The organism is Kitasatospora sp. NBC_01539, from assembly GCF_045040525.1.
Lineage (GTDB): Bacteria > Actinomycetota > Actinomycetes > Streptomycetales > Streptomycetaceae > Kitasatospora.
The window spans coordinates 7,456,084-7,476,468 of record NZ_CP109390.1 but is presented as its reverse complement, the minus strand read 5'-3'; the positions used below and the strand labels follow the sequence as shown (position 1 = coordinate 7,476,468).

17 protein-coding genes and 1 pseudogene are annotated in these 20,385 nt (G+C 73.6%); 9 read left to right on the top strand and 9 right to left on the bottom strand.

The features are described from left to right. Positions 1 to 7: 7 nt before the first annotated feature. Positions 8 to 346, top strand: a pseudogene (locus OG335_RS32435) (hypothetical protein); the annotation flags it as partial. 265 nt (positions 347 to 611) lie between these two features. On the opposite strand, the gene OG335_RS32430 reads toward OG335_RS32435, so the two are convergent. From OG335_RS32430 to OG335_RS32420, 3 genes are all read right to left on the bottom strand, one after another. Beyond that, positions 612 to 1,190 (bottom strand): YdeI family protein, encoded by a 579-nt coding sequence (locus OG335_RS32430; protein WP_405014700.1) that lies wholly within the window; start codon positions 1,188 to 1,190, stop codon positions 612 to 614. A gap of 34 nt (positions 1,191 to 1,224) precedes the next feature. Next, positions 1,225 to 2,250: a LacI family DNA-binding transcriptional regulator gene (locus tag OG335_RS32425; RefSeq protein ID WP_405014699.1), complete on the bottom strand. Its 1,026-nt coding sequence runs from the start codon at positions 2,248 to 2,250 to the stop codon at positions 1,225 to 1,227. 190 nt (positions 2,251 to 2,440) lie between these two features. Further along, positions 2,441 to 2,599, bottom strand: a complete 159-nt coding sequence (locus tag OG335_RS32420) for a hypothetical protein (protein WP_405014698.1) — start codon at positions 2,597 to 2,599, stop codon at positions 2,441 to 2,443. A gap of 317 nt (positions 2,600 to 2,916) precedes the next feature. Here OG335_RS32420 and wecB point away from each other — a divergent pair, with 317 nt between their 5' ends. The 4 genes from wecB (at position 2,917) to OG335_RS32400 (ending at position 6,774) form a co-directional block, all read left to right on the top strand. Then, positions 2,917 to 4,143: a non-hydrolyzing UDP-N-acetylglucosamine 2-epimerase gene (gene wecB / locus OG335_RS32415; RefSeq protein ID WP_405014697.1), complete on the top strand. Its 1,227-nt coding sequence runs from the start codon at positions 2,917 to 2,919 to the stop codon at positions 4,141 to 4,143. A 56-nt stretch (positions 4,144 to 4,199) separates the two neighbouring features. Beyond that, complete coding sequence (locus OG335_RS32410) at positions 4,200 to 4,496, top strand: hypothetical protein (RefSeq protein WP_405014696.1); 297 nt, start codon at positions 4,200 to 4,202, stop codon at positions 4,494 to 4,496. Further along, positions 4,493 to 5,875: a glycosyltransferase gene (locus tag OG335_RS32405; RefSeq protein ID WP_405014695.1), complete on the top strand. Its 1,383-nt coding sequence runs from the start codon at positions 4,493 to 4,495 to the stop codon at positions 5,873 to 5,875. Before OG335_RS32410 ends, OG335_RS32405 begins: the two co-directional genes overlap by 4 nt. Before the next feature lie 131 nt (positions 5,876 to 6,006). Further along, positions 6,007 to 6,774 carry a response regulator transcription factor gene (locus tag OG335_RS32400; protein WP_405014694.1) on the top strand — a complete coding sequence of 256 codons (768 nt, stop codon included), beginning with the start codon at positions 6,007 to 6,009 and terminating at the stop codon, positions 6,772 to 6,774. Between the two features lie 80 nt (positions 6,775 to 6,854). On the opposite strand, the gene OG335_RS32395 is transcribed toward OG335_RS32400, so the two are convergent. From OG335_RS32395 to OG335_RS32385, 3 genes are all read right to left on the bottom strand, one after another. Next, positions 6,855 to 8,099: an ATP-binding protein gene (locus OG335_RS32395; RefSeq protein ID WP_405014693.1), complete on the bottom strand. Its 1,245-nt coding sequence runs from the start codon at positions 8,097 to 8,099 to the stop codon at positions 6,855 to 6,857. A gap of 106 nt (positions 8,100 to 8,205) precedes the next feature. Further along, positions 8,206 to 8,808: a GNAT family N-acetyltransferase gene (locus OG335_RS32390; RefSeq protein WP_405014692.1), complete on the bottom strand. Its 603-nt coding sequence runs from the start codon at positions 8,806 to 8,808 to the stop codon at positions 8,206 to 8,208. 89 nt (positions 8,809 to 8,897) lie between these two features. Next, positions 8,898 to 11,123 (bottom strand): CBM35 domain-containing protein, encoded by a 2,226-nt coding sequence (locus OG335_RS32385; RefSeq protein ID WP_405014691.1) that lies wholly within the window; start codon positions 11,121 to 11,123, stop codon positions 8,898 to 8,900. A gap of 465 nt (positions 11,124 to 11,588) precedes the next feature. On the opposite strand from OG335_RS32385, the gene OG335_RS32380 reads away from it, so the two are divergent. Beyond that, positions 11,589 to 12,794 (top strand): GH12 family glycosyl hydrolase domain-containing protein, encoded by a 1,206-nt coding sequence (locus OG335_RS32380; RefSeq protein ID WP_405014690.1) that lies wholly within the window; start codon positions 11,589 to 11,591, stop codon positions 12,792 to 12,794. A gap of 114 nt (positions 12,795 to 12,908) precedes the next feature. On the opposite strand, the gene OG335_RS32375 is transcribed toward OG335_RS32380, so the two are convergent. From OG335_RS32375 to OG335_RS32365, 3 genes are all read right to left on the bottom strand, one after another. After that, entirely contained in the window at positions 12,909 to 13,544 is a 636-nt protein-coding gene (locus OG335_RS32375; RefSeq protein ID WP_405015603.1) for a DUF6939 family protein, read from the bottom strand. A gap of 197 nt (positions 13,545 to 13,741) precedes the next feature. Continuing rightward, positions 13,742 to 14,959 carry a hypothetical protein gene (locus OG335_RS32370; protein WP_405014689.1) on the bottom strand — a complete coding sequence of 406 codons (1,218 nt, stop codon included), beginning with the start codon at positions 14,957 to 14,959 and terminating at the stop codon, positions 13,742 to 13,744. Positions 14,960 to 15,059: 100 nt separating this feature from the next. Next, a complete protein-coding gene (locus OG335_RS32365; protein ID WP_405014688.1) occupies positions 15,060 to 16,700 on the bottom strand; it encodes an endo-1,3-beta-xylanase in 1,641 nt (546 codons plus the stop codon). A gap of 302 nt (positions 16,701 to 17,002) precedes the next feature. Between OG335_RS32365 and OG335_RS32360 the strand changes: the two genes are divergently transcribed. The 3 genes from OG335_RS32360 to OG335_RS32350 all read left to right on the top strand — a co-directional run bounded on the left by OG335_RS32360 (position 17,003) and on the right by OG335_RS32350 (position 20,372). Further along, the gene (locus OG335_RS32360) at positions 17,003 to 18,295 is read left to right on the top strand and encodes an extracellular solute-binding protein (protein ID WP_405014687.1); all 1,293 of its coding nucleotides are present in this window, start codon (positions 17,003 to 17,005) and stop codon (positions 18,293 to 18,295) included. 181 nt (positions 18,296 to 18,476) lie between these two features. Further along, positions 18,477 to 19,451 carry a carbohydrate ABC transporter permease gene (locus OG335_RS32355; protein ID WP_405014686.1) on the top strand — a complete coding sequence of 325 codons (975 nt, stop codon included), beginning with the start codon at positions 18,477 to 18,479 and terminating at the stop codon, positions 19,449 to 19,451. Positions 19,452 to 19,472: 21 nt separating this feature from the next. After that, a complete protein-coding gene (locus OG335_RS32350; RefSeq protein ID WP_405014685.1) occupies positions 19,473 to 20,372 on the top strand; it encodes a carbohydrate ABC transporter permease in 900 nt (299 codons plus the stop codon). The last annotated feature ends 13 nt before the right edge of the window (positions 20,373 to 20,385 follow it).

Here is a 20,385-nt window from a genome sequence, read left to right as displayed (position 1 = left end):
CGTCACCATGTCCGACCACCACACCCCCGGCCTCGACGGAGCCACCGGCGGGCCCGTGCCCGGCGCCGGTCCGGCCGCGCCGGAGCAGCCCGCGGAGGCGGCCGCGCGGCGGGTCTCCGCCGGCGCGGCCCGGCTGTTCGACATCCGTCGCGTCATCGGCGGCCTGTTCGTGCTGTACGGCGCCGTACTGACCGTCGTCGGCGCCACCGACTCGGCCGCCGAGATCGCCAAGGCCCAGGGCATTCGGATCAACCTGTGGACCGGGCTCGGCATGCTCGCCCTCGGCGCCGCGTTCCTCGTCTGGCTGCGGCTCAGCCCGACCGAGCCGCCCGCCGGCCCGGTCGGGGACGGGCCGGCCCCGTCGGCCGGGCGTCCGGCGACGGGCACGGTCCCGGCGCCGCGGGACGGCCTGGCCACCGACACCGCGTCCGACACCGGCACAGGCATCGGCACAGGCACCGGGCGGCCCGACCGGACGGCCACCGGCGAGTAGCGCCGCGGGAGCGTCGGCCGGGCGGCGGGGCGGGGTACCGGACAGGTGCCCCGCCCCGCCGCCGTCGTCCGGCCACGGCCGCAGGACAGCCGTGGCCGGACGACGGCCGTGGCGGCGCCTACGGCGTCCCCCGGCCCTCCGTCAGCAGGCGGAGGGCGCGCTCCAGCCGCTGCCGGCGGGCCGCCGGGGTGAGCGCCTGCAGCAGCGGCAGCATGACGAGGTAGCGCGCCGTGCGGTCGAGCGCCTCGAAGGTCCGCCGGGCGGCCGGGTCGGCGTCGAGCGCGGCCGCGAGGTCGGGCGGCACCTCGGCCGTCCGCTGCGAGCCGTAGGCGGCCGCCCAGCGGCCGTCCTCCTGCGCCCGGCGTACCTCGGCGAGGCCCGGTTCGCGCATCCGGCCCTCGGCGGTGAGTTCGGCGACCTTCTCAACGTTGACCTGCGACCACAGGCTCCGGGGCCGGCGCGGCACGTACTTCTGCAGGTAGAACCGGTCGTCGAGGGAGCGCCGCAGGCCGGAGATCCAGCCGAAGCACAGGCCGGTGTCGACCAGTTCGTCCGAGGTGACGGACGGGATGCCGGAGTTCTTCTTCGCCATCCGCACCCACACGCCCTCGTGCCGCGTGTGGTGCTCCCCGAGCCACCGCTCGAACGCCCCGGCGTCGGGGAACGCGATGACCTCCACACCGTCGATCTCGTCCATGGGCGCCAGGCTAGCGCCCCGGAGTGACACCTCGTCAGCTCCCGTCTCCCGCGGGTCGGCCGGCGCTGGACTCCCGGACGACCAGACGGTGGCCGGGTCTGGCCCGCCTCGGTTCGCCGGCCCCGGCACCCGCCATCCGCTCCATCAGGGAGTCGACGGCGAGCCGCGCGATGGCCGCCTTGTCGGGGGCGATGGTGGTCAGCGGCGTCCCGGTGAAGCGGGCCTCCTCGATGTCGTCGAAGCCGACGACCGCGACGTCGCCGGGGATGCGCAGCCCCCGGTCGACGAGGGTGCGCATCGCGCCGACCGCCATCGTGTCGTTGTAGGCGAAGACGGCGTCCGGGCGGGCGTCACGGTCGAGGAGGGCCGCCATCGCCCGGGCGCCGTCCTCCCGTCCGTACGCGTCGGTGCCGACCACGAGGTCGTCCCCGCAGGGGAGTCCGGCGGCGGTGAGCTCCTCGCGCCAGCCGCGCAGGCGCAGGTGCGCGGGGCGGCGGGCGCTCTCCCGGCGGGCACCCAGGAAGGCGATCCGGCGGCGCCCGAGGTCGATCAGGTGGCGGACGGCGAGCCGCGCGGCGGCGACGTTGTCGATCGCGATGTGGTCGTACGGCGCGTCGTACTCGCGCTCGCCGAGCAGCACCAGCGGCGCGGTGTCGGTGCGGGCGAGGAGGTCCTCCGTCTCCAGCTCGATGGGGCTGAGGATCAGTCCGTCCATGACGTGCGCCCGGAAGCCCTGGCAGACCAGGACCTCCTGGTCGCGGCGGCCGCCCGTGTGGTCGAGGAGCACGGTGTAGTCGTGGCGCGCGGCGGCGTCGATGACGGCACCGGCGAGCTCGGCGAAGTACGGGTTGCCGAGCTCGGGCACGGCCAGGGCGAGGATGCCGGTGCGCCCCTTGCGGAGGTGACGTGCCGTCAGGTTGGGCCGGTAGCCGAGTTCGTCGATCGCCTGCTGCACCCGTTCCCGCATGGCGGGGGTGACGTGCTGATAGCCGTTCACCACGTTGGAGACGGTCTTGATCGACACGCCGGCGCGCAGGGCGACGTCCTTCAGGCTGACCACGGTGTTCCTCTCGGCGGGCGGTTCGGCCGGCGGAGCGGCTGGCCGCGGCCCGCCGGGGCCTCGGGGACAGTTCTACGCCGTCCGGGGCATCCTGCGCGGTACTCCCGCACGAGGTCGACCACAACCGGAAGGCGGCGGCCGTCGGCCGGGGTAGGGGCGGATGGGGCGCCCGTCGGCCCCCGTCGTGCGGTCAGCCCTGCCGGTGCCGGGCGGCTCCGGCGGGTCCGGCCGTCCGGGCGGGCCGCAGGTCGCGGCGACCGCGGTGCCGGGGGACGCGCCCCGGGGCGGTCGCCGTGAGCACCGCCGCCAGCACCAGCGGGGTGACGAGCAGCACCATGACGAGACTCATCGCACACCTCCGTGTCGGGACCTCTTCGAGCATCCGTCTGCCCGCGGCGGGCCCGCCGTATACGCAGGATCCCGCGAACGGCCGAACCGGCACCCTCCGACGGCGCCCGCGCCGCCTCGCGGCCGACACCACGGACCGCGACGCCCCACCCTCGCGGCCGACACCACGGACGGCCCGGCGAGGTCCTGAGGAGATCTTGAGGTTCGGCAGACCCGGGCCAGAGGTCCCGTCGGCACCGTGGGGAGCAGGCCGAAGGTCCGGGCCCTCGGTCCACCGCCGACAGCCCCGCAGCCGCCGAACCGAGCGAGGAGACCGCCATGCCCGCCGCTTCCCTGCCCCGCCGCCGCAGCTCCGACCAGGTCGGCGACGTCGCCGTCGTCCTGGGCACCCGGCCGGAGATCATCAAGCTGGCGAGCGTCATCCGCGGCCTCGGCCGGCGGGCCCGGGTGGTGTGGACCGGCCAGCACTTCGACGCCGAGCTGTCCGACCGGTTCTTCGACGGTTTCGGCCTCCCCCGGCCGCACCTGCGGATCGACGGCGTGGGCGGCACCGGCCGCGGCGCCCAGATCGGCACCATGATCAGCGCGATGGACCGGCTCTTCGCGGCCGACACCCCGCACGCGGTCGTGGTGCAGGGCGACACCAACAGCACCTCCGCGGGCGCCCAGGCCGCGCACTACCGCGGCGCCGCCGTGGTGCACGTCGAGGCGGGCCTCCGCTCGCGCGACCGCGCCATGCCCGAGGAGATCAACCGCCAGCTGGTCGGGGTCCTGTCCGACCTGCACTGCGCGGCCACCCCGCGGAACGCCGCCAACCTGGTCGCCGAGGGCGTCTCCCCCGAACGCATCGAGGTCACCGGAAACACCGTCGTCGAGGCCGTCCGGGAGTCGATGCCCACCCCGGGGGCGGCCCGCACAGTGGTCCGCCGCCACGCCGGCGCGGGCCCGTACGTGCTGGCGACGCTGCACCGTCCGGAGAACACCGACGACCGCGGGCGGCTGGCGCAGCTGCTGGACGAGCTGGCCGCACTGCCGGTGCCGGTGCTGCTGCCGCTGCACCCCCGGACTCGCGCACGGATCGAGGCCTTCGGGCTGTCGGCGTCCGCCGGGCGGCTGCGGATGCTGCCGCCGGTCGACCACCCGGAGTTCCTCGCCCTCGCCTCGCAGGCGCGGCTGCTGGTCTCCGACTCCGGCGGCGTCCAGGAGGAGGTGACGGTGCTGAAGAAGCCGCTCGTGGTGGTGCGCAACAGCACCGAGCGTCCGGAGTCCGTGGACGCGGGCTTCGCGACGCTCGTCCGCCCCGGGCCGCTGGTCGGGTCGACGGCCCGGGCCCTGCTGGCCGACGCGCGGCTGCCGGCGCGGCTCGCCGCCACGCCGTCGCCGTACGGCGACGGTACGGCCGCGGCGCAGATCGTCGCCGCCGCGATCTCCCTCGCCGACGCCCGCCGGTGGTCCGCCGTCGGCCGCGTGCCCGCGCCGCAGCAGGTCCGGCCGCCGGTCGGCCGCCGCGCCTCGGACCGGGCCGCCGTGGCGGCGGCCGCCTGACCCCGGCCGCTCCCCCGGCCCGCCGCACCGGCCCCGCTCCCCGTTAGGACGCTCCCGTGAACCCCACCTCCCGGCTGATCGCCCCCGCCCGGCCCGTCGCCGTCTGCACAGCCGTCGTCGCCGCCCTGCACCTCGGGCTCGGCCTGGCCGTGCCGACCGCGCTGCTGGCGGCCCTGGTCCTCACCGCCGCGGCGGCGATGGCCCTCCGGTCGCTGCGCCACGGCGGCGCGGACCGGGCGGACGCAGCCGCGGCCCGGCCCGGCACCGCACCGTCCGCACCGGCCGCACCGGTCGGGGCCGGGGAGGCCGCGACCGCCGCCTCGGCCGGGGCGCTCGGCGGGAGGACGCGATGACCGCCGCCGGCTGGTCCGAGGGCGGCGTGCAGTTCATCGTGCAACTGTCGTGGCTGCTCAGCGCGGTCTTCCTGGTGTACGTGCTGCTGCTGGCGATCCCGTTCGCCCGCCGCCGGCCGGACGGGCCGGGTGACGCCGGGAAGTTCGTCTGGCACCTGTTCATCCCCTGCCGCGACGAGGAGGCGGTGATCGGCCACACCGTGGCCTACCTGCGCGCCCACCTCCCGCAGGCCCACGTGTGGGTGATCGACGACGACTCCGGGGACGCCACGGCCGCGCTCGTCACGGCGGCCGCGGCGGGCGACCCGATGGTGCACCTGGTGCAGCGGCGGCGGCCCGACGCCCGCACCGGCAAGGGCCACGCGCTGAACGCCGCCTGGGCCGCACTCGACCGCACCCTGCCGTCGGGCCCCGACCGCGACCGGGTGATCGTCGGCGTGGTCGACGCCGACGGCCGCCCCGCGGCCGACTGCCTGGACGCCGTCAGTGCGGACCACCTCTTCGGCGACCCGCGGGTCGGCGCCGTGCAGGTCGAGGTCCGGATGGTCAACCGGCACGACCGGCGGCCGCTGCCCGACCGCGGCCGCCTGGCCAACCTGTACGCCCGCACCCTGGTGCGGATGCAGGACATCGAGTTCCGCGTGCCGATGGCCGCCCTGCAGCTCGCCCGGCGCTCCACCGCGACGGTCTGCCTCGGCGGCAACGGCCAGTTCACCCGCGCGACCGCCCTCGACACGCTCGCCGAGCAGCACGGCCGGCCGTGGAACGGCGCCCTGCTGGAGGACTACGAGCTGGGCGTCCAGCTGCTGCTGGCGGGCTGGCGGAACGCCTTCTGCCCCGAGACGTACGTCGACCAGGAGGGGCTGTTCCACACCCGCCGGTACCTGACCCAGCGCACCCGCTGGACCCAGGGCGGCATGCAGTGCGCCCGCTACCTGCCGCAGGTGTGGCGTTCCCGGCACATCGGCACCGCCGGTGTCGCCGAGATCGGCTACCACCTCGCGCAGCCGTGGATGCACCTGCTGGGCACGCTGCTCTACCCGGTGCCGCTCGTGCTGACCGCGGCGGCCTGCATCGCCGAGCCGGAGCGCACCGGCGCGATCATGGCGCACGGCGGCTGGCTGCTGCCCGCCGCGCTGGCCGCGGTGGCGTTCGCGCAGTTCGCCGTCTGGGGCCCGCTGTACCGGGCCCGCGCCGAGCGGGGCGCGCCGCTGGGCCGGTCGCTGCTGTGGGGCCTGGCGTACATCCCGTACATGTACGTGATGTACCTGACCACGTGGCGGGCGCTGGTGCGGCTGATGACCGGGCGCAGCGGCTGGGCGAAGACCCGGCGCAACGCCGAGGCGCCGACCGCAGGTCCCGTCGCCACGGAAGCCTGAGGGACCGCGGCCGGGCGCGGAGGACCGGACGGCGGAGGCCCGACCGCCCCGCTGCGCTGCCCGGGGGGTCGCTGCGGGGACCCGGCGCGCCGGTCGGGCTGTGGGCCCGCGCCGACGGGCATCATGGCGCGGTGAACAGCCCCACCCGTACGGTCCGGGTCCTGACGGTCGAGGACGACGAGGCGATCCGCATCCTCGTGGCGCTGACGCTGAGCGAGGCCGGCTTCGAGGTGCGCGAGGCCGCCGACGGACCCTCCGGCGTGGAGACCGCCCGGAGCTGGCGGCCGGACGTCGTCGTGCTGGACGTCAACCTGCCCGGCTTCGACGGCCTGGAGACCTGTCGGCGCATCCACGCCTTCTCGCAGTCGTACGTGCTGATGCTCTCCGCCCGCTCCGACGAGGTCGACAAGCTGGTCGGGCTCGCCACCGGCGCCGACGACTACCTCACGAAGCCCTTCTCCCCGCGGGAGCTGGCCGCCCGGGTGCAGGCGCTCGTCCGCCGCTCCCGCCCGACGTACCCGGCGCCGCCCGCGCCGTACGCGCCGTACGGGACCGGCACCGCGGCCGGGGCCGCGGGGACGCCTGCGGGGACGGCGCACGTGGTGGGCGGGCTGCTGGTCGACGTCTCCCGGCGGGAGGCCCGGCTGGACGGCACGGTGCTGGAACTGACCCGCACGGAGTTCGACCTGCTGCTCGCCCTCGCCGAACGGCCGCGGCACGTGGTGACCCGTGCCCTGCTCAGGGAGCGGGTCTGGGGCGACGACCTGCTGGCGGACGACCACGCCGTCGACGTGCACGTGTCGAACCTGCGCCGCAAGCTGCGAGCGGTCGGCGCGGGCGGTCTGCTGCGCACCGTCCGCGGGGTCGGCTACCGCCTGGACCCGCCCGCCACGCGCTGACGCCGTCCACGCCCGGGGTCGGGCCGTTCCCGGCCGGACCGTCCCGCCGCCGGTCAGGCCGCCGTCCCGTCGCCGTCCGGTCACGCGGTCCCGGAGGGCGGCGGCTCCGGTGCGAACGCCGGCAGGCGGACGCTGAAGACCGTACCTCCCCGCTCGCCCGGCCGGGCGGACAGCGTGCCGCCGTGCGCCTCGACGAGTCCGCGGCTGATCGCCAGGCCCAGACCGGCCCCGCCCGGGTCTCCGCCCGCGGTGCGCTCCAGACGCACGAACTTGTCGAAGACCCGGCCGAGCTCGTCCGGCGGGATGCCGGGGCCCTCGTCGTGCACCTCCGCGACGGCCTCCGGCTGCGGACCGGGACGGCGCCCGACCACGACGTGCACCCGGGTGCCCGCCCCGGAGAACTTCACCGCGTTGCCGACGAGGTTGCCGAACACCTGCACGAGACGGTCCCGGTCGCCCATGACGGGCACCGGGTCGCCCGCCACCGAGAGCGCGATCCGCTGCCGCACCGCCTCCGGTTCCAGGCCCGCCACGGCGGTGGCGGCCGCGGCGGTCAGGTCGGTCACGGCGCGGCGCAGCGGCAGGGATCCGACGGCCAGCCGCTGGACGTCGAGGATGTCGTCGACCAGGCGGCGCAGTCGGCCGGTGTTGTCCTGGGCCAGCGACACCAGCTTCTCGTCGCGCGGGCTGCCGACATGGCCGTCGAGCAGTTCGAGGGCCGCGTTGACGGCCGAGAGCGGGGTGCGGAGCTCGTGGCTGACGACGGCGACGAACTCGTCCTTCAGCCGGTCCGTCTCACGGCTGGCCCGGCTCATGTGCACGACGCCGATCTCGAGTTCGGCCCAGGCCGCGAGGTCGGCCAGCGCCGCCAGGTCGTCCGCGCCGACCGCCCGGGGCTGCAGGTCGAGGACGCAGAGGGTGCCGAGCAGGTGCCCGGACGGTCCGGCCAGCGGGTACCCGGCGTAGAAGCGGATCCCGGGCGGGCCGGTGACGAGCGGGTTGCCGCTGAAGCGGGGGTCGAGGGTGGCGTCCGGCACGACGAGCTGCCGCCCGGCGGCGACGGCCCGAGAGCAGAACGAGACGCTGCGCGGCTGCTGCGTGTCCGTCACACCGACGCATGACTTGTACCACTGCCGGTCCCGGTCGACGAGCGAGATCATCGCGATCGGCACCTGGAGCAGGCGCTGTGCCAGCCGGGTGATCCGGTCGAACCGCTCCTCCCGGGGCGTGTCCAGGATCGCCAGCGCGTGCAGGGCGGCCAGCCGGTCCTTCTCCTCGTCGGACAGCGGGCTGTCGTCCTGCGGCTCCGCCGGTTGCGCGGCCATCGCGTGGTCCTCCCTCCGGACGGCGTCCCGGCCCACCACGCTCACCCGCCCGGGGCCCGGCCGCAACCGGCGAGGCAGGTCACGGGCGGCTCAGGCCACGGGCGGCTCAGGCCACGGGAGCGTCGACGTCCCGGTTCGGGTCCGGGTCCGCGGGCGCGGGCGCGGGCGCAGGCGCCGGCGCCGGCGCCGGCGTGGTGATCCTCAGCTGCAGGGCCGGGTGGCGCGGCGGGACGAACCCGAGCTCCCGGTAGAGGGCGATGCCGTCGCCGGTGGCGTTGAGGTTGACCACGCGGACCTCGGTGTCCCCGGCGAACCACGCCGTCAGGGCGTCCAGGCAGGCACGGGCGTGGCCGAGCCGCCGGCGGCGCGGGTCGGTGCTGACGTTGGAGACGTGCCCCTGCAGCCCGCTGGGATTGCCCGGGCCGGGGGCGTGCCGGTCGCAGGTGCCCACCGCGCAGCTGACGACGCCGAGTTCCGGGTCGTCCACCACGAAGGCCGCGAACTCGTCGGGCCGGCCGAGCTGTTCGGCGAACCACCGGCGGGCCTCGGCCCGCCACGGTGCGGTGTCGTCACCGACCGCCAGGCCCATCTCCGCCAGCATCAGGACGCGGAGCCCGACGAGCGCGTCGACGTCGGCGCGCACCGCCCGCCGGGCCTGCGGTGCGGCCGCGGCCGGGGGCCGCCCGGCACCGGAAGTACGGGTCGTCATGCGGGCATTCTGCCGCGCCCGTGACCCTCCGCCGCGCCCGGCCCCGGCCCGGCCGGCTCCGGGGCGGCGCAGCGGGGGCGGTGGGTGGGTCAGGCCGGGCTCACCGTCAGGAAGTCCAGCTCGGCGAAGCCCACTGCCTTCTGCAGGCGCACCCGGTTGATGCCGGGGTGGAGGTGCACGGTGATGCTGCTCAGCCGCTCCGGCCGGTCCTGCTGCGGGGTGCCGAGCCAGGAGCCGGTCGGCGGGTAGGCGGTGTCGCCCTGCGCCGCGCCGTCGACGGAGACGTGGTGCGAGGAGGTCGCGGCGGTGCCGTTGGCGTAGCCGACGTCCAGCCGGTACGTGCCGTCGGCCGGGGCGTCGACGGCGAACTCCACCGCACTGGTGGCACTGTCGAGACCGCCGACGTACCCCGGCACGTAGTCGTACGGGAAGACGCTGCGGCGGGCGTCGGTCACCGTGGCGGACTCCGCCTCGTAGCGGTGCGTGTCGGGCCTGACCTCGATCCGGTCGACCTCGGCGTAGCCGGTGCCGTGGCCCAGGGTCACGGTGTTGCGGCCCGCGGCGAGCAGCACCCGCCGGGTGGCGGTGCGCAGTTGGGCGGGTGCCCAGCCGGTGGTGGCGGGGTACGCCACCTGGCCCTGCGGGCGGCCGCCGACGGTGACGGTGTGGGTGGCGTCACCGACCCCGGCCGCGTAGCGGACGGTCATGGTGTAGAGGCCGGCCTTCGGCGCGTCGACCGCGAAGGCGAGCGCACTGTCCGCATGGTCCAGACCGCCGACGTACGCGCCGCCGGAGGCGAGCACCCCGTCGCTGCCGCCGTGCAGGACGGCGTGGGTGCGCTGCGCGGCCTCGGCCTCGTACACGGTCGGGTCGGCGACGGCGGCCGCGGGCGGGGAGACGGTGATCCGGTAGCCGTCGTAGCGGTCCATCCGGTGGATCGGCACGGTGAGGTCGCCGTCGGCGTCGAGCGTGGCCGTACGGTCGACGAGCACGTGCGGGCCGCTCTCGGGGTCGCCGCCGGCCTCGACGGTGGGGTCGGCCTCGTTCGGGTCCTTCGACCAACGGGTGTACTCGACGCGGACGCGGACGTTCGGGCCGAGCCCGCGGGCGGCGAGCCCCTGGACCTTCACGTCGACGTCGGCGTCCTCCCCGCCGGCCAGCACGGTCACCGTCCTGGCCGCCTGGTCCCAGGAGGCGACGGCGTCGGCGGCCTGGTAGTGCCGGGTATCCCAGCGGCTCACGGCGAGGCCGTTGCCCTGCATGGACTTGAACCAGCTCATGAACCAGAAGCCGCCGTTGGGCCTCGGAGCCGCGCCGTAGGTGCGGCGCAGCGAGTTCCCGAGCAGCCCGGGGTTGGTGTAGACCCCCATGGTGGCGTAGTCGATGCCGTACCGGGCGAACTCCGCCCAGTGCTTGACCATGGTGCCGGGCACGCCCTCGAAGTCGCCGCTGCCGGGCCCGTACTCCTCGATCACGATGGGCTTCGGCGCGCCGGGCAGGTGCAACTCCTGCTCCAGCGGGCGGTAGTAGGAGGTGAGGGCGGCGGGCACGTCGCCCGGGCTGGGGCCGAGGCTGTGCCAGCCGATGGCGTCGGGCACGGTGCCGGTGTTCATCGAGTTGACCAGGAAGGCCCGCATGCGGGGCTGCCGGTCGGCGGACTCCCAGGGGTTGTAGTGCTCGTAGTTGGGCCCCATCACGCGGATCGTCGGGTCGATGGAGCGGATCGTGCGGACGGTCTGGGTCCAGAGGTAGTTGACCTTGCTGTCGTAACTGCCCGCCGGAAGGCCGGGGTCGGTCATGAACGCGCCCTGCAGTTTGTTGTCGGGCTCGTTGAGCGGCACGACGGCGTAGATCTGGCTGCGGTACGCCGCGAGCGACTGCATGCCGCTGCGGACCTGGCCGAGCCACTGGTCCATCGACTTCCACTCGTACGGCCAGCCGCCCATCAGGTCGTTGAACCGGGCGATCATCTTCACGCCGGTGCCCTGGAGGGTGCCGGTGACCGCCTCGGTGGAGGTCGGGTAGTGGGCGTCGCCGGCCAGGCTCTGGTGCTGGCTGAGGAAGACCTGGGACTGCGCCACGAGGTCCTTGGGGGTGGCCGGGACCGAGGCGACGCCGAAGAGCGTGCCGAGCCCGGCCTTGGTGAGCGGGCCGGACTGCCGACCGGTGTCGACGGTGATGACCTCCGGCACGGCCACCGTGTCGGCGGCGTGGGCGCGCTGCGGGCCGGTGCCGGGCAGCGGGAGCGCCGCGGCGGCCGTCAGGGCGGTGAGGGTCACGGCGGTGCGGAGCAGGCGGGCTCTGCGGAGGTTCATGGGCGACTCACCTCGGAGCGTGTGCGGGACGGGGACGGGGACGGAGACAGGGACGGGGACGGTGGACGGGGACGGGGACGGGCAGGCCGGTAGCGGGCCGCCCGGGGACGGACCGGCCGGAGGGACGGACGCGGGGCGGGACGGACACGGGGCGGGGCGACGCCGGGCCGGGGGCCAAGGCCGGACCGCACGGCCGAGGGCTGCCGCAGCGGCGGCGCGGTGCAGCGGCACCACCGGGAGCGTGTGGGCCCGGCGCGGCCCTGTCAATGCCGTCGGGCCATATTTGGGAGCGCTCCCACAATGTTTCGAAGAACTGTGCCGTTTGACCTGCACCAATGGGAGCGCTCCCGAATCTTCTGCCCGACGGCTTCCGAACCGCCGCCTCCGCTCCTACCGTTCTCGGCACGCACCGGGCCGACCGCAGCCCGCCACCCGGCCTGCCCCGCACCCACCCACGGAGGATCCATGACCTCGTTACTCGGCCGCGTACGCTCCGCTCTCACGGCCGTCGCCCTGCTGGTCGGCGCCGCCGTGCTCCCCACCGCCGTGGCCCCGCCGGCCCAGGCCGCCACGCAGCTGTGCGACACCTTCGGCTCCGTCCCGATCTCGGGCGGCCACTACATCGTGCAGAACAACAACTGGGGCGACAGCACCCAGCAGTGCCTCTCCGTCACGGACACGGGCTTCACCATCTCCTCGGAGAGCCACAACAGGCCCACCAACGGCGCCCCGGCGTCCTACCCGTCCGTCTACGCGGGCTGTCACTACACCAACTGCTCCAGCGGCAGCGGACTCCCGGTGCGGGTCGGCGACTTCGCCAACCCGCAGACCAGCGTCGCCTACCGCACCGTCAACGGCGGTGAGTGGGACGCCGCGTACGACATCTGGTTCGACTCCTCCGCCAACCCGGCCGGCCAGAACAACGGCGCCGAGCTGATGATCTGGGGCAACCACCGGGGCGCCCCGCAGCCCGCCGGGCAGAAGGTCGGCACCGCCAGCCTCGCGGGCGCCGGCTGGGACATCTGGGAGGGCCGCCTCACCAACGGCGGCATCGGCTGGAACGTCGTCTCCTACGTGCGCCAGCAGGGCACCAACTCCCTCCAGGTGAACATCAAGGACTTCACCAACGACTCCGCCGACCGCGGCTACCTGAACCGCAACTGGTACATGACGAGTGTGCAGTTCGGCTTCGAGCCGTGGATCGGCGGCACCGGCCTCGGCGTCGACTCGTTCTCCTTCACCACCAACGGCACCGGTGGTGGCGGAGGAGGCGGCACCGGCAACACCGTCGTCGGCCAGGGCAGCAACCGCTGCCTCGACGTCCAGGCCGCCGGCACCGCCGACGGCACCGCCGTGCAGCTCTACGACTGCAACGGCACCGTCGCCCAGAAGTGGCAGCGCTCCGGCAACACCCTGGTCAACCCGAACTCCGGCAAGTGCCTCGACGTCGCCGGGCAGGGCACCGCCAACGGCACCCAGGTACGCCTGTGGACCTGCCTCGACAACGGCGCCCAGCAGTGGCAGATCAACGCGAACGGCACCTGGGTGAACCCCAATTCGGGCAAGTGCCTCGACGCCGCGGGCCAGGGCACCGCCAACGGCACGCGGCTCCAGATCTGGGACTGCTACGGAAGTGGCACCCAGCCCAACCAGGTGTGGTCGCTCCGCTGATCCCACCTCGGCCCGCCCACCTGGCCGGAAGCGGGGCGGGCAGGGTACAGGTCCCTCCGTACCCTGCCCGCCCCTTCGCGCGTCGCGGCGGCCCGGCCGTCCGCCGTCACCCGGTCACGCGTCGCCTCCGGCCACCGGCGGTGCCAGGCCCGCCGGGGCCTCGACCCCGGACTCAACCCCGTCCCCGTCGACGTACTCGTCGACGTCCTCGTGCTCGGCTTCCCGGGGCCAGCGGCCCTCGATGTACAGCTTGACGAGTGCGGCGTGGGAGAGCGGGCTCGCGGGATCCGCGACATCGCCGTTGGTCGTGTAGTCGAGGAGCACGGCGTCCACCCCCGCGCGGAGCCGGTCGACCAGATCCGCCACGCGGTTCTCGAGGACCCATCGGTACGACGGCAGGTAGATGCGGCGCCGGGCCGTCTCGTAGGACAGGAGTCGGTCGCCCTGCAGCCCGGTGCGGTGACCCCGGACGGGGCCGTACCGGCGCACCGTCCGTTTCAGGCCCTTCATCGTGGTGACGTCGAGCTTCCCGGGGTCGACGTCGTGGTGCTCGAAGACCTTCAGGGCCTGCCAGATGCCCTCCGCGGACCGGGCGGTGAGGCCGGTGGAGTACGGCACCGGGATGCCGCCGTGCGGGTAGAAGGGGCTGAGTCGTACCCATGGCTCCGCGGCCCTGGAGGTGACGTCGATGATCTCGGCGCCGGGGAACTCCGCGGTCAACGAGGCGCGTCCTCGACGGCGGCCGGCCACACTGATCGACACTCTGCACGTCCTTCCTGGGGCTCCGTGCCTCCAGCATCGCGGACGCCACCGACATCCCTCCCCCGGGCGCGGCCGGTGACGGAGCCGCCGCCCGGCGGTGTGCTCGCCGGGCGGCGGACCGTGCGTCCGTGGTGCGGACCGTGCCGCGGCGCGGCCGGAGTTGCGGATACGGCTACGGCTACGGGTCAGCGGCAGTGGGTGGTGAAGCCGTTCGCCGCGAGGCCCTGGCAGAACGCGGTACGGGCGGCGGCGTAGCGGGAGATGCGGCCGTCGACGAACCAGGTGGTGTCCGGGGGGAAGTCGAAGGTGCCGTCCGGGACGGCGTCCCAGCCGTAGCGGAAGTCGAGGTCGATGTAGGTGACGGCGGTGACGACGCGGGAGAGGTCGTACGTGCCGGACTGGTTGGGGATCGGGCCGCTGTAGTTCAGCAGGCCGAAGAGGCGCTGCATCCAGAGCGCGCCGCGGGCCTGCTCCATGCCGTCGGTGGCGCCGTTGTCGGCGGTGAAGTTCATCATGCCGCCCTCGGAGACGATCATCGTCTTGCCGTGGTCCTTGGTGAACTTCATCATGCCGAGGACGTTGCCGTCGTAGTCCCAGTTCTTCCAGATCGCGGCCGGGTTGCCCCAGCCGTCGGTGCCGATGTACGGGTTGCGGCACTGCAGGGTGCCGGTGTCGTAGTTGTTCGGCGGGGTGCCGTTCCAGAGGTAGCCGTGGTCGTAGATCGGCAGGCAGAGCTCGTGCGCGAAGATCGAGACGCCGATCCGGTCAACGACCGTGTCGCCGGGGTAGAGCTGCGCGTACTCGCCGCGCACCGGGTGGTAGACGTACTGGACGTTGCCCTGGCGCTTCCGGCCGTCGATCAGGGAGCGGATCCGGGCGAAGGCGCCCTTGTACGAGGAGCAGCTGCTGTCGGTGCAGTGGAAGGCGCTGCTGACCTCGTAGTCGACGCGGAGCAGGAACGTCGCCTGCGGGTACTGGTTGACGAAGGCGATCAGGGTGGCGAAGCGGTCGGTGTACTGGCCGTTGGCGAGTTCCTGGGTGACGGCGCGCGAGCGGGCGGCGCGGTCGCCGCCGGTGTAGCCGGGCGGGTTGTCCTTCCAGCTGATGCCGATCTGCACGGTGCGGCCCTGGGAGGCGAGGAAGGCCGCGTAGTCGCGGTGGGCGGGCGACACCCAGGTGCCGGAGGCGACCTCGTAGTAGACGGAGCCGCCGGCGGGGGCGTCGGTGACGGTGCTCAGGTCGTCCCAGGACGCCTTGGTGGACTGTCCGGCGAGCAGGATGCGCTGGGGCGGGGTGGCGGCGCCGGCCTGCGGCGCGGTGGCGAGGAGGAGGCTCGCGAGGAGGGCGAGCAGCAGGAGCGGCAGGGTCGTCAGGCGGACCGGCCGGTGCAGGGTGGGGGGCACGGGGTCTCCGGGATGTGGGGGCGGGGGGTGGGGGTGGGGGTGGGGGTGGGCTGCGGCCCGGCCCGCCGGCGCGTGCCGGGCCGCAGGTTCTGCGGTGGTGTCAGACGGTGACGGTGTAGGTGGGGGTCGACACCTGGAACGTCTGGTCGGAGCGCTGGTAGTCGAACCAGTAGGTGACCTTGTCGCCGGACTTCAGCGTGACGGGTTGCTCCCAGCGGCCCGCGCCGGAGTTCCAGGTGAGGAAGTAGTTGCCCTGGGCGCCGCCGTTGACGGTGTAGTGCACGGTGACGAAGGAGGCGGTGAAGCCCGCCGGCTTGAACCAGATCGCCGGGGCGGAGCCGGTGGCCACGCCCTGGGTGTACGGCGCCTGGCTGCCGCTGGGGCTCGGCGAGGCGGTGGGCGACGGCGAGCCCGACGGGGAGGGCGGGTTGGACGGCGACGGCGAGTTCGACGGGGTCGGGGAGCCGGACGGCGGGGGCGGGGTGGAGCCGCTGCCGTTCACCCACTGGCCGCCGCGGAGCTCGTTGAGGAAGTTCGCGAGCACGGTCGGGTCGGCCTGGACGCGGGAGTCGCCCCAGTAGCCGTTGGAGCAGCCGGTGCCGCCGGCGGAGGCGCCGTCGGCGCACTGCCACAGGGTCTGGCCGTCCCAGTTGGTGTTGATGTAGGCGGCGGCGCGGATGACGTCGCGGTTCTGGTTGATCCAGGCGAAGTAGGGGGCGTACCACTCGTTCCAGACGGCCTGGCCGGTGGCGGCGGTCTTGTTCTTCTTGAAGATGCAGCTCTTGGTGTGGGCGCCGGTCTGGTAGCCCTGGGGGGCCGATTCGGCGATCATCACGGGCTTGCCGTGGGAGCGGGCGAAGTCGAGGACGCGGTTCTGCAGGGCGACGGGGGCGGTGTCGTAGCTGCTGCAGCCCCACTGGGTCGCGAGGGAGCCGGAGTTGTAGAACGAGGAGAGCGCGACCCAGTCGACGTACTGGTCACCCGGGTACCAGGTGTTGTAGTGGTCGGGGTCGGTGATGACGTAACCCCACTCGGGGTGGTCCGGGTTGGCGTTGAGCGGCCAGACGGCGCTCTGCCAGACGGTGGCGACGTTGTTTGCGCCCAGGGCGTCGATGCGGCCCTTGATGTAGACGAACGCCTGCTTGTAGAAGTCCGCGCTGTAGCAGTTCCACGGGCCGTCGAACTCGTAGCCGATGCGCAGGTAGACGGGGCGGTTGTAGCCCTTGAGCGCGGTGACCATCTGGTCGGCCTTGGCGCGGTACTGGCTGATCAGGCTGGGGCTGCCCGCGGTCACGTCGGCGTCGTTGCGGCCGATGACGGCGCGCAGCGGCTGGTTGTTGCAGCCGCTGGTGGCGTCGGAGAGGTACAGGCCGACGGCGAGCGCGGAGCCGGGGTAGGCGGCGAGGGTGGAGTTGAAGTCGACGCGGCCGGCGCCCCAGTCGGCGGGGCCGACGATGCCGGCGAGCGGCTCGGGGGTGCCGCCGAGGACGAGGTTGGTGTAGAGCGTGACGCCGCCGGGCTTGGGCGCGTTGAGCGACGCCTTGTCGACGACGTCGGTCTTGTACTGGGCGAGGGTGTCGCTGTCCTGGCCCATGATCGAGAGGATCTTGCCGTCGGCGGGCAGGTTGCGGGCGCTGACAGCGGCCTGGGCGGGCTGCTGCAGGGCCGGCGCGGCGAGGACGGCTGCCGCGGCGGCGAAGGCCGCGGCGGCGGCCAGCCCTGCTCTGCGGAGGGGGCGCATGGAGGTGCTCCTTGGCGTTCCGGTGGGTGGGCCTCGAATGGTGCTGACCTTCGAATCCTCGCGTCAACAGTGTCGTAAACATTCGTCCGTTTTCGCAGCTCGAAGCACGTCGCTCCGAAACAGGAATCCGACCCCGGCACGGCCTTGACCCGGTAGTGACCTGCCAGTTGCTCCGAAACTTGCATCGAAACAGTTGACATAAAGTTTCGCTGAACGGCAGGTTGTGCACGTCGCCACAGCCGGTCGGACCGGCCGGATCCGGCGCCACCCCCACCCTTCTCCCGCCCTTCCGGAGGCTCGCCATGGGTTCCCCCCGTGCCCGCAGATCCCTCTCGATCGCCGCCCTCACCGCAGCGACCGCCCTGCTCGCCACCTCGTGCTCCTCGGGGAGCGGGTCCGGCGACTCCGCCGGCGGGAAGATCACGCTGACCGTCGCGATCTTCAGCGACTTCGGCTACAAGCCGCTGATCGCGGAGTTCGAGAAGTCCCACCCGAACATCACGGTCAAGGAGCGGGTCTCCCAGCTCGACCAGCACCACAACAGCCTCTCCACCCAGCTGTCCTCGGGCAGCGGCGCGGCCGACGTCGTCGCGATCGAGGAGGGCTACATGCCCAAGTTCCGCGAGGTGAAGGAGAAGTTCGCCAACCTCGCCGAGTACGGCGCGAAGGACCGCAAGGACGCCTACCTGCCCTACAAGTGGGCGCAGGCCACCACGGGCGACGACTTCGTCATGGGCTACGGCACCGACGTCGGCGGCCTGGCGATCTGCTACCGCAAGGACCTCTTCCAGCAGGCCGGCCTGCCCACCGACCGCGACGAGGTCGCCAAGCTCTGGCCCACCTGGGACGCGTACTTCAGGACCGGTGAGACCTTCCACTCCAAGGTCGCCGACCACGCGTGGTTCGACTCCGCGGGCAACGTCTTCACCGCGATGATGAACCAGACCGAGTTCGGCTTCTTCGACGGCTCCGACACCTACATCGGCGACACCAACCCGAAGGTGAAGCAGTTCTTCGACGCCACCGGCGGCGCCGTCGAGAAGGGCCTGTCGGCCTCGCTCCAGCCGTTCAGCCAGCAGTGGAACGCGGGCATCAAGCAGGGCCGGATGGCGACGATGACCTGCCCGGCGTGGATGACCGGCCTCATCCAGTCCGCAGCCGGCCCGGAGGCCGCCGGGAAGTGGGACATCGCCTCGGTGCCCGGCGGCGGCGGCAACTGGGGCGGCTCGTTCCTCACCGTCCCCGAGCAGGGCAAGCACGTCGAGGAGGCCGCCGAGCTCGCCGCGTTCCTGACCTCCCCCGAGGCCGAGAAAGCGATCTTCCAGGGCCCGGCCGGCTCGCTGCCCTCGCTCACCGACGTCCTCAAGGACCCGGCCGTCCAGGGCACCAGGCAGCCGTACTTCAGCGACGCACCGACCGGGCAGATCTTCGCCGCGTCCGCGAGCGACCTCAAGCCGAGCTTCCGCGGCACCAAGGACCAGCAGGTGCGCGTGCCGTTCGGCAATGCCCTCGGCCTGGTCGAGCAGAAGAAGTCGTCCACCACGGAGGCCTGGGAGAAGGCCCTCGCCGAGGCCGGGAAGAGCCTCTCGCACTGACCCGGTGGCGCCGGTGCCCCTCCCCCGGGCGCGGCGCCACCCCACCGGCCGCGACGACGCCGTCGCACCCGGCCGGTGCCCCCGGTCACGGAGCAGCGCCCGACCCCGCTTCCGGGCGCTGCTCCGGGCCCCCGGCCCGTCCGCCCCGCTCGTCCCCCCGACCCACCCAGAGGAGTACGCCATGGCGGCCACCACCAGCCTCGGCGCCGCGGCAGGCCCCGACGCGGCAGGCCCTGCCGGGGCCGTCCCCGTCCCCGCGGCACGCCGCGCCGGCCCGCTGCGTCACCTGCCCGCCTACAGCTTCGTCGCCCCGTTCTTCCTGGTCTTCGGGATCTTCGGGCTCTACCCGCTCGCGTACACCTTGTGGGTCTCGCTGCACCACTGGGACCGGCTCACCGGCGACGCGGGCTTCGCCGGCCTGGAGAACTTCCGCGAGCTCTTCGCCGACCCCGACTTCTACACCGCCACCTTCAACACGTTCAGCATCTTCGTCCTCTCCACCGCGCCCCAACTGCTCGTCGCGCTCGGCGTCGCCTGGCTGCTCGACCGCCGGCTGCGCGCCCGCACCACGTGGCGGGCCCTGGTGCTCGTGCCGCAGTACGTGTCGGTCGTCGCCGTGGCGCTGGTCTTCTCCCAGCTCTTCGGCCGCGACTTCGGCGTCGTCAACTGGGCGCTGGAGCAGGCCGGTCTGATCACCGACCCGGTCGACTGGACAGCCGACACGTGGAGTTCGCACCTGGCGATCAGCTTCATGGTGATGTGGCGCTGGACGGGCTACAACGCCCTCATCTACCTGGCCGCGATGCAGGCCGTGCCGCGCGAGCTGTACGAGTCGGCGATGGTCGACGGCGCGGGACGCCTCCTGACGTTCCGCCGGATCACCCTGCCGGCGATCCGACCGACCGTGCTGTTCACCGTGGTCATCTCCACCATCGGCGGTCTGCAGCTCTTCGCCGAGCCGATGCTCTTCGACCAGCAGGGCAACGCCGAGGGCGGCACCGAACACCAGTTCCAGACGCTGACGCTGATGCTCTACAAGTACGGCTTCATCGACAACGACGCCGGCTACGCCTCCGCCGTCTCCTGGGTGCTGTTCCTGCTCATCGCCGTCATCGCCGGGGCCAACGCCCTCATCGTCCGCCGCTCCGGCCGCTGACCCACCGCCCGGGAGACCACCATGGCCACCGCCACCACCCCCGTACCCGCCGCGCACGCCGCACCCCGGCGCCGCGCCGCCCGCGGCACCGGACCGCGCCACCACGACAGCGCGGGCCCGCTCGCCTACCTGCTGCTCGCGGCCGTCGTGCTCGCCTCGCTCTTCCCGCTGTACTGGACGTTCGTCGTCGCCTCGCACGGCGACAACTCGGTGCTCTCCGGGGCGACCCCGTCGCTCGTGCCCGGCGGCCACCTGCTGGAGAACGTGCAACGCGTCTTCGACACCGTCGACTTCTGGAAGGCCCTCGGCAACTCCGTGACGGTCGCGGCCTGCACGGCCGTCAGCAACGTGCTGCTGTCGTCGCTGGCCGGCTTCGCGTTCGCCAAACTCCGGTTCCCCGGACGCAACGTGCTGCTCGTCGCCGTCATCGGCACCGTGATGGTGCCGACCCAGCTCGGCATCATCCCGCTGTACCTGCTCGTCACCGACATGGGCATGTACGGCAGGCTCTCGGCCCTGATCGTGCCCGCCCTGGTCTCCGCCGTCGGCGTGTTCTGGATGCGGCAGGCCATGACCGAGAACATCCCGGACGAACTCATCGAGGCCGCCCGCATGGACGGCGCCGGGGCGCTGCGCACCTTCCGGCACGTCGCCTGGCCGGGCGTCCGCTCGACGGCCTCCGTGCTCGGCATGTTCACCTTCATGTTCGCCTGGAACGACTACTTCTGGCCGCTGATCACCCTGCCGCCGGAGAACGGCACCGTGCAGATCGCGCTCAACCAGCTCGCCGCCGGCTACTACACCGACTACACGCTGATGCTCGCCGGTGTCGTCGTCTCCGTCGTCCCCGTGCTGCTGCTGTTCGCCGTGCTCGCGCGCAGGATCGTCGCCGGTGTGATGGCCGGCGCCGTCAAGGGCTGACCACCCCGTCCGC

What these genes read in the sequence shown, in the direction of transcription:
- OG335_RS32385 (WP_405014691.1), bottom strand. Translation starts at nt 11,123, where the DNA reads ATGAACCTCCGCAGAGCCCGCCTGCTCCGCACCGCCGTGACCCTCACC.
- OG335_RS32430 (WP_405014700.1), bottom strand. Translation starts at nt 1,190, where the DNA reads ATGGACGAGATCGACGGTGTGGAGGTCATCGCGTTCCCCGACGCCGGG.
- OG335_RS32420 (WP_405014698.1), bottom strand. Translation starts at nt 2,599, where the DNA reads ATGAGTCTCGTCATGGTGCTGCTCGTCACCCCGCTGGTGCTGGCGGCG.
- OG335_RS32380 (WP_405014690.1), top strand. Translation starts at nt 11,589, where the DNA reads ATGACCTCGTTACTCGGCCGCGTACGCTCCGCTCTCACGGCCGTCGCC.
- OG335_RS32395 (WP_405014693.1), bottom strand. Translation starts at nt 8,099, where the DNA reads ATGGCCGCGCAACCGGCGGAGCCGCAGGACGACAGCCCGCTGTCCGAC.
- OG335_RS32365 (WP_405014688.1), bottom strand. Translation starts at nt 16,700, where the DNA reads ATGCGCCCCCTCCGCAGAGCAGGGCTGGCCGCCGCCGCGGCCTTCGCC.
- OG335_RS32355 (WP_405014686.1), top strand. Translation starts at nt 18,477, where the DNA reads ATGGCGGCCACCACCAGCCTCGGCGCCGCGGCAGGCCCCGACGCGGCA.
- OG335_RS32360 (WP_405014687.1), top strand. Translation starts at nt 17,003, where the DNA reads ATGGGTTCCCCCCGTGCCCGCAGATCCCTCTCGATCGCCGCCCTCACC.
- OG335_RS32405 (WP_405014695.1), top strand. Translation starts at nt 4,493, where the DNA reads ATGACCGCCGCCGGCTGGTCCGAGGGCGGCGTGCAGTTCATCGTGCAA.
- wecB (WP_405014697.1), top strand. Translation starts at nt 2,917, where the DNA reads ATGCCCGCCGCTTCCCTGCCCCGCCGCCGCAGCTCCGACCAGGTCGGC.
- OG335_RS32350 (WP_405014685.1), top strand. Translation starts at nt 19,473, where the DNA reads ATGGCCACCGCCACCACCCCCGTACCCGCCGCGCACGCCGCACCCCGG.
- OG335_RS32390 (WP_405014692.1), bottom strand. Translation starts at nt 8,808, where the DNA reads ATGACGACCCGTACTTCCGGTGCCGGGCGGCCCCCGGCCGCGGCCGCA.